14 protein-coding genes are annotated in these 15,076 nt (G+C 60.7%); 5 read left to right on the top strand and 9 right to left on the bottom strand.

The window, feature by feature from the left end; translation table 11 throughout:
* The first annotated feature begins 129 nt into the window (after window positions 1-129).
* On the top strand, window positions 130-582 hold the full coding sequence (locus ACSQ87_RS04630; protein WP_008149219.1) for an Lrp/AsnC family transcriptional regulator: 453 nt from the start codon (window positions 130-132) through the stop codon (window positions 580-582).
* Window positions 583-697: 115 nt separating this feature from the next.
* Here ACSQ87_RS04630 and ACSQ87_RS04625 read toward each other — a convergent pair whose 3' ends face one another.
* From ACSQ87_RS04625 to ACSQ87_RS04615, 3 genes are all read right to left on the bottom strand, one after another.
* Window positions 698-1,309 carry a 3'-5' exonuclease gene (locus ACSQ87_RS04625; protein ID WP_046048736.1) on the bottom strand — a complete coding sequence of 204 codons (612 nt, stop codon included), beginning with the start codon at window positions 1,307-1,309 and terminating at the stop codon, window positions 698-700.
* Between the two features lie 22 nt (window positions 1,310-1,331).
* Window positions 1,332-1,811, bottom strand: coding sequence for a LabA-like NYN domain-containing protein (locus tag ACSQ87_RS04620; RefSeq protein ID WP_046048735.1), 480 nt, complete (start codon window positions 1,809-1,811; stop codon window positions 1,332-1,334).
* A 225-nt stretch (window positions 1,812-2,036) separates the two neighbouring features.
* Window positions 2,037-2,792, bottom strand: coding sequence for a DUF2076 domain-containing protein (locus ACSQ87_RS04615; protein ID WP_436273443.1), 756 nt, complete (start codon window positions 2,790-2,792; stop codon window positions 2,037-2,039).
* Window positions 2,793-2,970: 178 nt separating this feature from the next.
* On the opposite strand from ACSQ87_RS04615, the gene ACSQ87_RS04610 reads away from it, so the two are divergent.
* Together ACSQ87_RS04610 and ACSQ87_RS04605 are read left to right on the top strand one after the other, a co-directional pair.
* Window positions 2,971-3,645, top strand: a complete 675-nt coding sequence (locus ACSQ87_RS04610; protein WP_223432403.1) for a YciC family protein — start codon at window positions 2,971-2,973, stop codon at window positions 3,643-3,645.
* 75 nt (window positions 3,646-3,720) lie between these two features.
* Window positions 3,721-4,797 (top strand): endonuclease/exonuclease/phosphatase family protein, encoded by a 1,077-nt coding sequence (locus ACSQ87_RS04605; RefSeq protein WP_436273442.1) that lies wholly within the window; start codon window positions 3,721-3,723, stop codon window positions 4,795-4,797.
* Between the two features lie 135 nt (window positions 4,798-4,932).
* Here ACSQ87_RS04605 and ACSQ87_RS04600 read toward each other — a convergent pair whose 3' ends face one another.
* The 5 genes from ACSQ87_RS04600 to ACSQ87_RS04580 all read right to left on the bottom strand — a co-directional run bounded on the left by ACSQ87_RS04600 (window position 4,933) and on the right by ACSQ87_RS04580 (window position 10,864).
* Window positions 4,933-5,769: an ABC transporter ATP-binding protein gene (locus tag ACSQ87_RS04600; RefSeq protein WP_436273441.1), complete on the bottom strand. Its 837-nt coding sequence runs from the start codon at window positions 5,767-5,769 to the stop codon at window positions 4,933-4,935.
* Entirely contained in the window at window positions 5,757-6,560 is an 804-nt protein-coding gene (locus ACSQ87_RS04595; RefSeq protein ID WP_008149230.1) for an ABC transporter permease, read from the bottom strand. The genes ACSQ87_RS04600 and ACSQ87_RS04595 overlap by 13 nt, the downstream gene beginning before the upstream one ends.
* Before the next feature lie 9 nt (window positions 6,561-6,569).
* Window positions 6,570-7,556, bottom strand: a complete 987-nt coding sequence (locus ACSQ87_RS04590) for an ABC transporter substrate-binding protein (protein WP_436273440.1) — start codon at window positions 7,554-7,556, stop codon at window positions 6,570-6,572.
* 412 nt (window positions 7,557-7,968) lie between these two features.
* Complete coding sequence (locus ACSQ87_RS04585) at window positions 7,969-9,339, bottom strand: aspartate aminotransferase family protein (RefSeq protein WP_436273439.1); 1,371 nt, start codon at window positions 9,337-9,339, stop codon at window positions 7,969-7,971.
* A 31-nt stretch (window positions 9,340-9,370) separates the two neighbouring features.
* Entirely contained in the window at window positions 9,371-10,864 is a 1,494-nt protein-coding gene (locus tag ACSQ87_RS04580) for an aldehyde dehydrogenase (protein WP_436273438.1), read from the bottom strand.
* Window positions 10,865-11,089: 225 nt separating this feature from the next.
* Here ACSQ87_RS04580 and ACSQ87_RS04575 point away from each other — a divergent pair, with 225 nt between their 5' ends.
* Window positions 11,090-12,004, top strand: a complete 915-nt coding sequence (locus ACSQ87_RS04575; RefSeq protein ID WP_046048823.1) for a LysR substrate-binding domain-containing protein — start codon at window positions 11,090-11,092, stop codon at window positions 12,002-12,004.
* Window positions 12,005-12,010: 6 nt separating this feature from the next.
* Here the strand turns inward: ACSQ87_RS04575 and hrpB are convergent, their stop codons facing one another.
* Window positions 12,011-14,530 carry an ATP-dependent helicase HrpB gene (gene hrpB, locus ACSQ87_RS04570; RefSeq protein ID WP_436273437.1) on the bottom strand — a complete coding sequence of 840 codons (2,520 nt, stop codon included), beginning with the start codon at window positions 14,528-14,530 and terminating at the stop codon, window positions 12,011-12,013.
* Window positions 14,531-14,640: 110 nt separating this feature from the next.
* Between hrpB and ACSQ87_RS04565 the strand changes: the two genes are divergently transcribed.
* Window positions 14,641-15,060 (top strand): polyribonucleotide nucleotidyltransferase, encoded by a 420-nt coding sequence (locus ACSQ87_RS04565; protein WP_223432396.1) that lies wholly within the window; start codon window positions 14,641-14,643, stop codon window positions 15,058-15,060.
* Window positions 15,061-15,076 lie beyond the last annotated feature (16 nt).

Genomic DNA, 15,076 nt, shown 5'->3' with positions numbered 1-15,076 from the left:
TTCTAGAAAGGCCAGCGACGTAAAATAAGTTACAAAACCTGTTTATAGCGCCGGTACACTTTTCAAAACACGGAGATCATCGCTATAAACCGTGTTTTCGAAAGTCAGTCATTTTTCAGGAGTCCGACGATGGACAAATACGATCGCATGCTCCTCAGCGCCCTGTTGGAAAACGGTCGTGCGTCCTACGCCGACCTGGCGCGCAAAGTGAACCTGTCCGCCCCGGCCGTGGCCGAGCGCGTGGCCAAACTGGAAGCCTGCGGGGTGATCACCGGTTACCAGGCGAAAGTCGACATGGCCAAGCTTGGATTGCCGATCCAGTGCGTGATCGAACTGCGCTTGAACCAGCACGGTAATCAGAAGGCCTACGACGACCTGATCAAAATCCCACAACTGACCGAATGCCATCGGGTGACGGGTGATCCGTGCGTGATCATGCAAGCGGCAGTGGGTTCGATGCCGGAGCTGGAAGAGCTGATCAACCGGATTGCCAAGTTCGGGTTCAGCAAGACGTCGATCGTATTGTCGAGCGCGATAGAGAAGCGCGTGCCGCTGGGGCAGTTGGAGGGAAATGGCAAGTAGGAGCTGTCGAGTGAAACGAGGCTGCGATCTTTTGATCTTGATCTTAAAATCAACGTCAAAAGATCGCAGCCTCGTTTCACTTGGCAGCTCCTACAGGGGTTCAGCGGTGTTTCAGTCAGAACCCGCGATGGCGTTTCAGGTGCTCATTGATCTTCGCCGCCGGCACTTTCTGCAAGCTGACCAGCAGATCATGCGACAACTCCCGCAACCCATGCTTCTGCCGCAACTCCTGCGCCAAATGTGCCGTCAGGTTAGCCGCCATCTCGGCATCGGCCATGGCCCGGTGAGCTTTACCGGTGTGGGGCAGGTTGGCGAACGTGGTAAGCGTGCCGAGTTTGTGGTTCGGCGCAGCGGGCATCAAACGACGGGCGAGTAGCAGCGAGCAGGCAAAGTTCTGCAAGCGTGTGCGCTTGATGCGACCGAGTTCAAAGTCCCAGAACTTCTGGTCGAACGCGGCGTTGTGCGCCAGCAGCGGTGTGATGCCGACGAATTCGTTGACTTCGTTCATCACCTGCTCGGCCGATGGCGCGGTGCGCAGCATGGCGTTGCTGATGCCGGTGAGTTGTTCGATAAAGGCCGGGACGCGCACGCCGGCATTCATCAGGCTTTGGTAACGCTCGACGATGCGCCCCTGTTCAAGGATCACCACGGCAATTTCCGTGGCCCGGCAGCTGCTGCTCGGGGAGATCCCGGTGGTTTCAAAGTCGATGACTGCTATGCGTTCCAAACCTGTTTCAACTCCGTATAAATCAATTCTTGAGCAGCAACGCGCCTTCGATCGGCACGTAGCGGCTGGCGGCGCGGATCAGCGAGTTGGCCGTCAGGCCCGGCACGCCGTAGGCCACGGCTTGCACCCCGTGCTTGGTGATGATGCGCTCCAGCAGCATGTCGAAATCACCGTCACCGGATGCCAGCACCACTTCGTCGACATGATCGGCGGCGTCCATGATGTCGAGAGTGATGCCCACGTCCCAGTCGCCCTTGGCCGAGCCATCGCTGCGCTGAATGTAGGGCTTGAGCTTCACAACGAAGCCGAGGTTGCGCAGGATCTGCTGGAATTGCTGTTGTTTGCTGTCGCCGCGATCGATCGCGTAGGCATAGGCCTCGACGATATCGCCCTGTTTGCTGATATCAGCCCACAGTGCGGCATAGTTGAAGTGGCAACCATAGGCCTGACGCACGGTGTAATAGAGGTTCTGGACATCGGCGAACACTGCGATTTTTTTCACCGGTCATCCTCGTTGGCGCGCCGGAGCGCGGGCAGGATCAGGCACCAGGCCCGAAAAGTTGCCCAGTATGCCAGCCTGAAGGATTGTTCCGCGAATAATCGGCCGTGTGGCGAGGGAGCTTGCTCCCGCTGGACTGCGTAGCAGGCCCTTAGGTTCTAAAGCAAAGGGGCGCTTCGCACCCCAGCGGGACGGTGCGGCGTTCCGACAAGCTCCCTCGCCACAGAATCAGACGAAGGAATCGTCGTCGCCGCCGAAGAACGATGAGCTGTCATCGCTGTAGTCGGCGTCGGTAAAACCGCCTTGATCATAGGAGTTATCAGCCACGCGCTGATCGTCGCCCGAGCCGTTGTCACCGCTCTGATCGTTGACCTGAGCCGGTTCTTCCTTGATCACTTCAACCACTTCCGGCTGCTGATTGTGATGGAACAGGCTGCTGATGCCTTGCGCCAGCATCACACCACCGGCCACACCGGCGGCGGTTTTCAGTGCACCACCGAGGAAGCTGCTGCCGGCCGGCTGTTGCGGGGCGTAATTCTGCTGAGGCGGCGCTGCACCGAAGTTTTGCTGAGGCGGCTGCGAGTTGAACGACGTCCGCGCCGGTTCACGCCAGCCGCCACCGCTCGATTCCGGTGGGCTTTGGGTCGGCGCTGGCTGCGGATCGCGGGAACCGCCACCGAAGATGCTCGACAAGAAGCCACCGCTGCTCGGTGCCGCAGCAGCCGGCTGAGCCTTGGCCGATTGCAGTTCGGCCTGCAATTGCTGGACTTGCTGGGTGAGTTGCTTGTTCTGCTCGTCGAGGCTCTTGATGGCTGCCTCTTGCACCAGAATCGCCTGGGTCATGAAATAGCCCGCCGCGGGCTGGCGAGTCAGGTGTTCCTTGATCCGCGCCTCGGCCTGGGCGTCGCGCGGGGCTGAGTCCGTTTCGGCCTGTTGCAGCCGGGAAAACAGTCCATCGATCAGGGTTTGTTCTTCGCTGTTCATGGCGACCTCGTAGATTGCCGGGAATATCGTCGCCCTTATCCACTGTGGATAAGGTGCTCATCCGTAATGGAGGCTGGTACAGGATGTTTCAATGGTCTTTACCGAACGTTTACGTTTGCGCCCCAAAGCGCTTCATCGGTTAAAGTGGGCCACTGCTTCCAACCTGCGATACCGACTGATGAATTCGTTCGATGTGCTGCGTGACTCACTGTATTTCTTCAAGCGCAATCTGGGCCAGATCGTGCGGCTGTGCCTGCCGCTGGTGATCTTCGAGGCGCTGCTGCAACAAGTGGTCGATCACTCCACCGAGCCGGACAGCTTTCCCGGTATCAGCGTGATGGTCGGCTTGCTGGTTTATCCGCTGTACACCGCCGCGCTGATCCTGTTTCTCGATGCGCGCAGCCGGGGTGAATCGCCGCGCAACCGTGACCTGCTGTCGAGGGCCGCCTACCTGTGGCCGCGCTTCGCCCTGCTCACTGCGCTCAATACCTTGCTGATCCTGATCGGCCTGTCGCTGTATTTCCTGCCGGGCATCTGGCTGATGGTGACCCTGGCGTTTGGCGAGTACCTGCTGGTGCTGCGCGGCTTCGCACCGCTGGCGGCGATGAAGGAAAGCCTGCGCCTGACTCGCGGCCATTTCCTGCGCATTCTGGTGTGCATTCTCTGTGTAATGGGCCCGTTGTGGGTGCTCAAGGGCGCGACCCTTGCGGTCTATCCCGAACCGCAGAACCCGGTGATTTCGCTGCTGATCGACAGCGCCCACAGCTTCCTGCAACTGTTCGTCAGCGTGGTGCTGTTCCGCCTGTTCATGCTGATCGACGAGGTGCCCGAGAAAATTGACGGGCCGCTCTGACCGCTCCCCCCGTGGGCTTAAGCCCGTCTGTCGGTTATGCTCTGGGTCAACTTTTGTAACGCTATAAGCCGAGCCATGACCCGTCTACTGCGCTACACCCTGCTGGGCCTGTTGATCGTGACCGGCCTGATTGCCCTGATCTACAACCTGACCTGGCGCCCCGAAGCCAAGGAAGCCTTACCGGTCAGTTGCAACGCCCAGGCACCGACGCTGGTGCCCGGTCAGGCGTTGAAGGTGATGACCTGGAACGTCCAGTACCTGGCGGGAAAACGCTACGTGTTCTGGAATGACCTGGCGGCCGGCAATGACGAAAAACCCACGCCCGAAGACATGGCCTTCAGCCTCGATGAAGTGGCGCGGGTGATCCGCGACGAGCAACCGGACGTCGTGCTGTTGCAAGAGCTCGATGACGGCGCCAAGGCCAGCGATTACCAAAACCAGTTCAAGCTGCTTCAGGAGCGGGTCGCGGACCTGTATCCGTGCAGCACTCACGCCTTCGACTGGAAAGCCGACTTCGTGCCTGAGCCACACATCTTCGGTAGCGTCGGCCGGCAGCTGGCCACCCTCAGCCGCTACCAGGTCGAACATGCCGAACGCCTGCAGTTACCGGTCGGACCGGCCAATTTCATCTCCCGCCAGTTCAAACCGAAAAACGCCTTGTTGGTCACGTATCTGCCATTGAGCGGCGGCGGTCAGATAGCGGTACTCAACACCCATCTGGACCGCATTATCCCGCCCGACGAAACGCTGCAATCCCAGGTGACGGCCACAGTCAAAGTCCTCGACAAGTTCGAAAGCCGTGGCACGCCGTGGTTGATCGGTGGGGACTTCAACCTGTTGCCGCTGGGGCAATTTCGACGCCTGCCCGACGAGCAACGCACGGCCTACTCCGCCGACAGCGCGCTGCATGTGCTGTGGGACAAATACCCGATGATCCCGACCAACAACGAAGCCAGCGGCATCGACCGGGCACGGTGGCTGACCCATTTCCCGAATGATCCGGGCTTGAACGGCCCGGACCGGACTGTCGACTACCTGTTCTACAGTCCGCGGATCAAACGGGTCGAAGCGACGGTGAGACAGGACGACACCTTGCGGATCTCCGATCACTTGCCGGTGATCGCCCGTTTCCTCTTACCTGCAGCGCCTTAGCTCGGCACAACGCTTAACCTGTGGGAGCGGGCTTGCTCGCGAAAGCGGTGGGTCAGCCGACATCAATGTTGAATGATAAAACGCCTTCGCGAGCAAGCCCGCTCCCACAGGGATTGCGCATAACGGGCTTCCGTATCAATGCTCCTCCTCCAGCTCATCGTGCAATAGCCCGAAGATCTTGCGCTTCATGTCGATGAACGAGCGCTCCATGACCATGTCCAGGGTCCGTGGGCGTTCGATCGGCACGTCCAGAATCTGCTTGATCCGACCCGGCCGCGCGCCCATCACGTAGACCCGGTCGCCCAGCAGAATCGCCTCGTCGATATCGTGGGTCACGAACAACACGGTCTTCTTGCTGTTGCCCCAGACCCGCAACAACAGCTGCTGCATTTGCAAACGCGTCTGGCTGTCGAGCGCGCCGAAAGGCTCGTCCATCAGCAGGATTTGCGGATCGTTGGCCAGCGCCCGAGCAATTGCCACACGCTGCATCATGCCGCCGGAAAGTTGCTTGGCGTAGTTGTTGGCGAACCCGGTCAGGCCGACTTCATTGACGTAGTAATCGACGATCTCCTTGCGCTGAGCGGCTGCCATACCGCGACGTTTGAGGCCGAATTCGACGTTCTGCCGCACCGTCAGCCAGGGGAACAGCGTGTAGCTCTGGAACACCATGCCGCGATCCGCACCCGGCCCCTGAACTTGTTGGCCACCGACATAGATCTCGCCTTCCGTGGGCTCATTCAATCCGGCGGTGAGGTACAGCAAACTCGACTTGCCGCAGCCCGATGGCCCGACCAGCACAGCGAACTGCTGATCCGGTACTTCGAACGACACCTGATCCAGCGCGGTAAACACGCCACCGTCGGGCTTTTGATAGCGAAGGCTGACCTTGTCCACTTGCAGCCGTGGCGCGGCGTGCACCGGGGTGGTCTGTGGCGTGACGAAACGAGGGTTGACGGCGCTTACTGAGCCCATGCGGCGATCCTCAGACGGAGAAAACGGAACAGTTGATCGGTGACCAGGCCCAGCAGGCCGATGATCGCGATTGCCAGGAAAATCACATCCACTTGAAAACCGCGCATGGCTTTGAGGCTCAAGTAACCTAGACCGCTGGAGGCCGCGACCAACTCGGCGACCACCAGGTAAGTCCAGGCCCAGCCCATGGTCACGCGCAAGGTGTCGAGCACACCCGGCAACGACGCCGGGGCGATCACATGCAGCACCGCATCGCGACGGTTCGAACCCAACGTGTAAGAGGCGTTGATCAAGTCCTTGGAGATGCCTTTGGACACGTCCGCGATCATCACCAGTTGCTGGAAAAACACGCCGAAGATGATCACCGAAACCCGCTGCTCCAGGCCGATGCCGATCCACAGAATGAACAGCGGCACGAACGAAGTTACCGGCAGGTAGCGGATGAAATTGACCATCGGCTCAAGGAACGCCTGGACGATGCGGAAGCTGCCCATCAGCAACCCCAGCGGCACCGCCACCAGCGACGACACGATGAAACCGACCATCACCACTTCGAGGCTGGCCCACACATGCAGACCGAGCGTACCGTCGCGGCTCAGGCGCACGGCGGCCTCGACCACCGCGCCCGGTGTCGGCAGGAACATGCCCGGCACCACGCCACCGTAAGACAACCCGGCCCACAGGCCGACCAACAACACCCAGGCCAGACCGCTCGCGCTCCAGATCACTGAAACCGGCAGGCCGGTCTTGGGCGTGATGCAGCGGCTCAGCCATGAATTGCGCTTGAACATGCAAACCTCCTAGAGCGGGCTGACGAAGCGGTTGTCGATCAGGTCGTCATTGCTGACGTTGTAGGGCTTGCCCTGCAATTCACTGGCGGTCTCATTGGCCAGTTTGATCAGCGGTTCGCTGTCGCCCGGTTTGCCCGGCGAGCCGAGGAGTTTTTCGCTCATGGCCTGATCGTAGAAGCGCACGCCTTGCGCGGCGGCGGCCAGTTCCTTCGGATCGGCGAGGTAACCGCCGACGCCTTTGGCCATGATTTTGTAGGCTTGATCCGGATGGTCCTTGGTGTACTGGACCGCCTTGTACAGACCGGCCACCAACGCCTTGACGTCTTCCGGCTGCTTCTCGATGACCGTGCAGTTGAGCGCGACCACGTCGACAATCACTCCCGGCGTGCTACTGCTGTCGATCAGCACCTTGCCTTGTTGCTTGCTGCGGACCATCGACAGATGCGGTTCCCACGTCACGGCGGCGGGTACGCGACCGGCGATGAACGCGGTAGCGGCATCGTCAGCTGTCATGTTTTGCACAGTGATGTCGCTCATTTTCATGCCGTGTTTTTTCAGCAGGTAAGACAGCCAGAACTGCGAGGTCGACCCTTCGTTCACCGCCACCGCTTTGCCTTTCAGCTCCTGCAGACTCTTGACGTCCTTGCCGACCAAAACACCGTCGCCACCATGGCTGTCATCCAGTGCAGCCACCGCCTTGAAGCAGAATTGCGGGCGGTACTTGAGCACTTCGTCGATGGTCGACGCCGAGCCCGACAATTCGCCCGAGGCTTGCGCGGCCATGTACATCGAAGCCTCTTCGACGACAGGCAATTCAACGGTCAAACCGTTTTCCTTGAAGTAGCCCAGGTCCTGAGCCAGGTAGAGCGTGCCGTAACCGACCCACGTGGTGTGGCCGATAGAGAGGGTACCGGCCTGGGCGCTGGTAGCGACCGTCGCGGCGATGGCGGTGACCGCCAGTGGATGTGCGAAGCGGGTAAGCAAGGACTTGATCATGGAGCACTCCCAAAGCTGTTGATTTAGTTTTGTCATGGGCAGTACGGCCAGCGGCCTTGGAGAAGAGCTGTCACCTGAGGTCTCTGGTGGACCTTTCGGTGAGCAGCGTTTGGCTGACTGGCGAGGTCGATGGTGGCCCAAGGCGGGGATTAGGAAAATTAGGAAATATGTCGATGGGAGTGATGAAAAAACTGGGTAGCGCGCACTGCGAAAGGGCGCTGTGGGCGGGGATGCCCGAGGCGGGTGCAATAGCTGAGCGGTGTGGTGAATTGGCTATCGCATTCGTCGGAACGCCGCCCGGAGCAAGCCCGCTCCCACACTTGATCGGTGTCGTACACAAATTCTGTGATCGACCTAGATCCAATGTGGGAGCGGGCTTGCTCGCGAAGAGGCCTGAAAGATCGCTACTAGATTAAAGGCGGCCGTATTCCTGCGCCGTACGATCAACGGCTTTCAGGGTTTTGCCGACCAGCTCATCAACCTCTTCACGACTGGCAATCAACGCCGGCGCCATGATCATCCGCCCCAGTGTCGAGCGAATAATCACTCCCTCTTCAAAACCAATCGTGCGGCAGCGCCAGGCAATGTCGTTCTCATTGGCAAAGCGCTTGCGACTGGTTTTGTCTTCAGCCAATTGCAGCGCCGCCACCATGCCGACACCCTGAATATCGCCCACCAACGGGTGATTGCCGAACACCTCGCGCAAGCACTGTTGCAGGTACGGCCCGATGTCATCCTTGACCCGCACCACCACCCCTTCGTCACGTAATGCCGTGAGGTTGGCAATCGCCACCGCGGCCGCCACCGGGTGCCCGGAGTAGGTCAAGCCGTGGGCAAACACCCCGCCCTGCTCCACCAGTACCTGAGCCATATTCTTCGACAGAATCAGGCCGCCCATGGGGATGTAACCCGAAGTCAAACCCTTGGCGATCGACAGCGTGTCCGGCTCGAAACCGAAGTGCTCGTGGGCGAACCATTCACCGGTACGACCGAAGCCGCCGATCACTTCGTCAGCGCACAACAGCACATCGTACTTACGGCAGATTCGCTGAATTTCCGGCCAGTAACTCTCTGGTGGAAAGATCATCCCGCCCGCGCCCTGGAACGGCTCGGCGATAAACCCGGCGACCTTGTCCGCACCGAGTTCGAGAATCTTCGCTTCGAGTTGCTGCGCCGCCCGCAGGCCAAACTCAGCCGGGGTCAGGTTGCCCTCGTGGGCGAAAAAGTACGGCTCATCGATGTGTTCGATGTCGGGAATCATGCCGCCCATTTCGTGCATGAACTTCATGCCGCCGAGCGCCGTCGCCGCCAGGGTCGAGCCGTGGTAACCGTTCCAGCGACCGATCATGATTTTCTTCTCAGGCTTGCCGAGAATCGTCCAGTAACGGCGCACGGTGCGGATCAGCACCTCGTTGGCTTCGGAGCCGGAGTTGGTGTAGATCGCGTGGCTGTAGTGCCCTGGCAACAGGCTGAACAGCAGCTCCGACAGCTCGATCACCTGCGGGTGAGTGGTGTGGAAAAACATGTTGTAGTACGGCAACTGCTCCAGCTGCCGAGTCGCCGCAGCGGCCAGGTCCTTGCGGCCGTAACCGAGGTTGGTGCACCACAGCCCGGACATGCCGTCGAGGTAACGCCGACCATCGTTGTCCCACAGGTGCAGGCGCTCGCCACGGACCATCACCCGGGGTCCTTCATCGTTGAGCGCTTTTTGATCGACGAATGCGTGGATGTGGTGCGCAGCGTCGGCGGCCTGGTAGTCGCGGGTTTCACGTGATGTGGTCATCGCCAGTTCTCCGTTTTGTTATTAGCGGCTGTTATGAGCGCAGCTGAAACCAGGTGGTCTTCAACTGGGTGTATTTATCGAATGAATGCAGCGACAGGTCGCGGCCGAAACCGGATTGCTTGCCGCCGCCGAAAGGCACGGTCACATCCAGCGCATCGACGCTGTTGACCGACACCGTGCCCGCCCGCAATTGCCGCGCCACGCGGTGGGCGCGATTGAGGTCGTCGGTCCACAGCGACGCGGCCAAACCGTAGACGCTGTCGTTGGCCAGTTGCAAGGCGTGTGCCTCGTCATCGAACGCCGTGACCGCCAGCACCGGGCCGAACACTTCATCGCGAAACAGCGGCATGTCCGGGCTCACGCCGGTGAAAATCGTCGGCTGAATGAAGTTGTCGGAACCGTTGAAAATCGACTGCCGACCACCACAAAGTTTCGTTGCGCCTTGGCGTTCGGCCTGCTGGATGAACTTCATGATGCGTGCAGTCTGACGGCTGTCGACAATCGCCCCGGCGCGGCTCGACGGGTCCAGCGGATCGCCCGGCTGCCAGCATTCGGCGTGTGCTTTGAGGCGCTCGACGAACTCGTCATGAATCGAACGCTGCACCAGCAACCGCGAGTTGGCCGAGCACACTTCACCCTGATTGAAGAAGATCCCGAACGCGGCTTTCTCAGCGGCGAGATCGAGGTCCTGACAATCGGCGAACACCAGATTGGCGCTCTTGCCGCCACACTCCAGCCACACCTGTTTGAGGTTCGATTGCGCCGAGTACTGCATGAAATATTTGCCGACTTCGGTGGAGCCGGTGAACACCAGGCAATCGACGTCCGGGTGCAAACCGAGGGCTTTGCCGGTCTGCTCGCCGAGCCCCGGCAACACGTTCAACACGCCTGCTGGCAGGCCGGCTTCCAGCGCCAGCTCGGCCAGCCGCAGGGCGGAAAACGGTGACTGCTCGGCCGGTTTGAGGATCACCGAATTGCCCGCCGCCAACGCGGGTGCGAGTTTCCATGCAGCCATGTCCAGCGGAAAATTCCATGGCACCACAGCAGCAACTACGCCCAACGCTTCGCGGGTGATGGTCGCCAGCACGTTCTGCGCACTCGGCGCGATCTGGTCGTAGAGTTTATCGAGGCTTTCGGCGTACCAGCGAAATACCCCGGCGGCACCCGGCACGTCGATGTTGTAGGCGTCCATCACCGGTTTGCCCATGTTCAGCGAGTCGAGCAGCGCCAGTTCTTCGCGATGGGTCATGATCAGTTCGGCCAGGCGCAACAGCACTTGCTTGCGCTCATTCGGCGAACGCGCCGACCAGGTGCCGGCCTCGAACACCTGCCGCGCATTGCGCACCGCGGCGTCCACGTCTTCATCGCCGCACGCGGCTACGTTGGCCAAGCACTGGCCGGTGGCAGGGTTGATCGCGGCGAAGGTCTGCCCCGACTGCGCCGCGCGGGGTTTACCGTCGATCACGGCTTGATCGGGAAACTGCAGCGCAGCGGCTTTGTTTTGCCAGAATGTAAGCTCGAACACGTTCAGATGCTCCATGGGCTTTCTTGTGGATTGGATGGTGGCCCAGGCCTGTGTCCAGGAAAAATAGTAAAAATGTCTTCGCAGACCATGAAAAAACTGGGCAGCCGATCTCCCCGGTGGCGCGGTATGTGGTTATTGTTCAGGCATAACAACACCGTCGTCAGAACGGATGCAGTCGGCGCGAAAATTGCCTGGATGTCGAAATCATCCACCCCGAGGTTTGCCGTGGCTGCCTACAACCTGCGTCAATTGAAGTACTTCATCACCACCGTCGAATGCGGCAGCGTCGCCGAGGCGTCGCGCAAGCTGTACATCGCGCAACCGGCGATTTCCACGGCGATCAAAGGCCTGGAAGACAGCTTCGGCGTGCAACTGCTGATCCGTCATCACGCCCAGGGCGTGTCCTTGACCCCCAGCGGCGCACGCTTCTACCGCAAAGCCCAGGAACTGCTGCGCATGGCCAAGGAGTTCGAACAGAACGCCCTCGCCGACAACGACGTGGTGGCCGGGCAAATCGATATCGGTTGCTTCGAAACGGTCGCGCCGCTGTACCTGCCGCAGTTGATTGCCGGGTTCTCGGCGCTGTATCCGGGGGTGAAAATCCGCATCCGCGACGGCGAACAGCAAGAGCTGGTGCAAGGCCTGACCTCGGGCACCTTCGACCTGGCGATCCTGTATGAACACGACCTCGACGCCACCATCCAGACCGAACCCTTGATGCCGGCGCAGCGACCTTATGCGTTGTTGCCGGCGGATCATCGCTTTGCTCAGCTCAAACAAGTGTCGCTGCGGGATCTGTGCCTGGAGCCGATGATTCTGCTGGACGTGCAACCGAGCCGGACCTACTTCGTCAGCCTGTTCGAAGAGTTGGGACTGACGCCGAACATTGCCTTCAGCTCACCGTCGATCGAGATGGTCCGGGGTATGGTCGGGCAAGGGTTCGGTTTCTCGATCCTGGTCACCCGACCGCATTCGGAGTGCACCTATGACGGCCAGAAAGTGGTGTGCGTGGACATCGTCGAAGACATCACCGGTTCAGGGCTGGTGGCGGCGTGGCTCAAGCGCGGGCAACTGACCAAACCGGCGCAGTTGTTTGCCGACTATTGCCGGGAACAATTGACCGCGAAGGCCGCCTCTTGAACATCTTCAGCTTTTACGCGGCTTGATACGCGCCGTCGCCTCGGCCACCAGCGGATCATCAGGCCAGTAGTGCTTCGGATACCGCCCCTTTAAATCCTTCTTCACCTCGGCATACGTACTGCGCCAGAAGTTCGCCAGGTCCTGGGTCACCTGCACCGGCCGTCGCGCCGGGGACAGCAAATGCAGTTTGACCACTTGCCGGCCACCGGCAATCCGCGGGGTCTCGGCCAAGCCGAACAGCTCCTGCAACCGCACCGCCAGAATCGGCGGCTGCTCGCTGTAATCCAGGCGAATCGACGAACCCGACGGCACGCTCAAATGATGCGGCGCCAGCTCATCGAGTCGTTGCGGCAGCGGCCACGGCAGCAGGTTATGGACGATGCTCGACAGGTCCAGATTGGCGAAGTGACTGAGCCGCGAAACCTTGCCCAGATACGGCATCAGCCAATGTTCGAGGCTTTTGAGCAATGCAGCATCGCTGACATCCGGCCATTCACTCTGCTCTTTACTGCTGAGGTCCAACTGTCGCAACAACGCCACTCGCGCCTGCCACTGACGCAGCTCCGGAGTCCACGGCAACAGCTCCAGTCCTTTACGCCGCACCAGATTCACCAGTGCCTGACTGCGAGCGGTTTCGTCGAGGCCAGTCAGAGGTTCGCGACTGAGGATCAATTCACCGACCTTGCGCTGACGCTCGGCGCGCAATACGCCTTCACGCTCATCCCAATCCAGTTGATCGACGCAGCGCACCTGTTCGGCCAACACTGAGTCGAACAGCGCCGGATCGAAATCTGCCGCCAGATAAATCCGTTCCTCACGCTGGCCCTGACGACTGCCGAGATCGGCGATCACCAGCCACGGTTGCTTCATCAAACTGTCGGCTTCGGCAAACAGCGCTGCACGACCGTTAGCCAAGCGATATTCCGCGCCACCGGCCCGGCGCTGTTGGGCAACTCGATCAGGATAGGCCAACGCCAACAACGCGCCGAGCCAGCGCGGATGATCCGGATCGCTGACCGGTTCCGACGCCTTGCCCCGCAGATAACCGCGATACTGCCGCGCCAGTTGCCGGGCTCGTTGCACGCCACCCTGAGCGCCGCGTGCGGCCCGTTCTTCACCGGACAACAGCACCAATCGGCTGTGCAGATCCGCCCCGGCGCCACGCAAAATATCTCGCTCGCCGAGCAAGGCCGCGACATCGCAGGCCATGTCGGCCAAGCCGAGCGCCTGACCGCGCAACAGCAAATGCGCGATACGCGGATGCGCTGGCAGTTCGGCCATCGCCTGACCGTGACGGGTCAGCGCTTCGCCGTCCAATGCGCCCAGGCGCTCAAGCAAGTCCTGAGCCTGCGCATAAGCGGCCGCTGGCGGCACGTCGAGCCACACCAATTGTCCCGGCGTCACACCCCAGCGGCCGAGCTGCAACGCTAATCCGGCAAGGTCCGCCGAGAGGATTTCCGCGCTGGCGTAGGCCGCCAGTTGCTCGTGCTGATCCTGCGACCACAAGCGATAACACACGCCCGGCTCCAACCGCCCGGCCCGGCCCGCGCGCTGAGTGGCGCTGGCTTTGGAAATACGCTGAGTATCGAGGCGGGCCATGCCGCTGCCCGGATCGAAACGCGGCACCCGCGCCAACCCGGCGTCGATCACCACGCGCACGCCGTCGATGGTCAGACTGGTCTCGGCAATGTTGGTCGCCAGCACCACTTTGCGTTTGCCGGCGGGGGCCGGATCGATCGCCGCGCGTTGGGCAGCAAGGTCCAGTTCACCGTGCAACGGGCAAAGCAAAACCTGCGTGCTCTCGCCCAGCGCATCAGCCAGCTGCTGATGCACCCGACGGATTTCCGCTTGCCCCGGCAGGAACACCAGCACGCTGCCGGTTTCGTCATTCAAGGCTTCGAGAATGGTCTGCACCAGACGCGGTTCGATGAATTCACCGGGCTGGAATGGTCGGCCCCAGCGCATCGCCACCGGGTACATGCGGCCTTCGCTGCGCAGGATCGGCGCGTCATCGAGCAATCCAGCCAGGCGTTCGCCTTCCAGCGTGGCCGACATCAACAGGATTTTCAGCGGTTGGTCGTCACGGAACAGCTCGCGGCCATTCAGGCTCAAGGCCAGCGCCAGATCGGCATCGAGGCTGCGCTCGTGGAATTCGTCGAAAATCAGCAAACCCACGCCTTCGAGTGCCGGGTCGTCCTGCAAGCGTCGGGTCAGAATCCCTTCGGTAACCACTTCGATACGGGTTTTGGGGCCGACCTTGCTGTCGAGACGAATGCGATAGCCGACGGTTTCGCCGACCTTCTCGCCCAGCTCACTGGCCAAGCGCTCCGCTGCTGCCCGCGCGGCCAAACGGCGCGGTTCGAGCATGAGAATGGTCTGCCCGGCCAACCAGGGCTCGTTGAGCAAGGCCAACGGCACGCGGGTGGTTTTACCGGCGCCGGGCGGTGCTTCGAGCACGGCTTCGTGGCGTGTAGCCAAGGCTTCACGCAGGGCGGGTAAAACTTCATCAATCGGCAAAGAAATCATGCTGGCTCCAAAACAGAGCGGCGAGTATAACGGCGAACTGCTCGGCGTTAATGACGGTCCTAATTCATATAGACGCCCCTTCGTTTTCCAGATGACTCAGGAGATTTCATATGCGTGTTCCCTTTCGCTTGATTGGCGGTGTATTGGTCGCGACGTTGCTGACTCAGGTGACCGCTTGCGGATCGATTTTCTACCCTGACCGTCGCGGTCAGATCGACGGCAAGATCGACCCGGCCATCGCCGCGCTGGATGCCGTGGGTCTGCTGTTCTACATCATTCCCGGCCTGATCGCGTTTGCCGTGGACTTCACCACTGGCGCGATTTACTACGCGCCCGGCGAGACCGCACAGGTGGCCCCGGAAAAACTCAAGGAAGCCATCGGCGCCGACGGCAAGGTCGATAACCACAAATTGCAGACTATTCTCGAAACCGAACTGGGCCGCAGCTTCCCGCTGGATGACCCGCGCCTGATCCAGCACAAGGGCAGCGCCCAGCAACTGGCCATGTTAGGCCTGCAACCTGCCGCGTAAACCGTGCACTTAAAGG

This window comes from Pseudomonas sp. LjRoot277 (assembly GCF_964253845.1).
Classification (GTDB): domain Bacteria; phylum Pseudomonadota; class Gammaproteobacteria; order Pseudomonadales; family Pseudomonadaceae; genus Aquipseudomonas.
Note: the sequence above shows the minus strand (reverse complement) of the source record. Positions and strands in the feature narration are given on the sequence as shown.

Excerpts from the sequence above, each read along its gene's own strand:
- ACSQ87_RS04610 (WP_223432403.1), top strand. The coding sequence starts at position 2,971 with ATGAATTCGTTCGATGTGCTGCGTGACTCACTGTATTTCTTCAAGCGC.
- ACSQ87_RS04585 (WP_436273439.1), bottom strand. The coding sequence starts at position 9,339 with ATGACCACATCACGTGAAACCCGCGACTACCAGGCCGCCGACGCTGCG.
- ACSQ87_RS04605 (WP_436273442.1), top strand. The coding sequence starts at position 3,721 with ATGACCCGTCTACTGCGCTACACCCTGCTGGGCCTGTTGATCGTGACC.
- hrpB (WP_436273437.1), bottom strand. The coding sequence starts at position 14,530 with ATGATTTCTTTGCCGATTGATGAAGTTTTACCCGCCCTGCGTGAAGCC.
- ACSQ87_RS04615 (WP_436273443.1), bottom strand. The coding sequence starts at position 2,792 with ATGAACAGCGAAGAACAAACCCTGATCGATGGACTGTTTTCCCGGCTG.
- ACSQ87_RS04590 (WP_436273440.1), bottom strand. The coding sequence starts at position 7,556 with ATGATCAAGTCCTTGCTTACCCGCTTCGCACATCCACTGGCGGTCACC.
- ACSQ87_RS04595 (WP_008149230.1), bottom strand. The coding sequence starts at position 6,560 with ATGTTCAAGCGCAATTCATGGCTGAGCCGCTGCATCACGCCCAAGACC.
- ACSQ87_RS04630 (WP_008149219.1), top strand. The coding sequence starts at position 130 with ATGGACAAATACGATCGCATGCTCCTCAGCGCCCTGTTGGAAAACGGT.
- ACSQ87_RS04565 (WP_223432396.1), top strand. The coding sequence starts at position 14,641 with ATGCGTGTTCCCTTTCGCTTGATTGGCGGTGTATTGGTCGCGACGTTG.
- ACSQ87_RS04600 (WP_436273441.1), bottom strand. The coding sequence starts at position 5,769 with ATGGGCTCAGTAAGCGCCGTCAACCCTCGTTTCGTCACGCCACAGACC.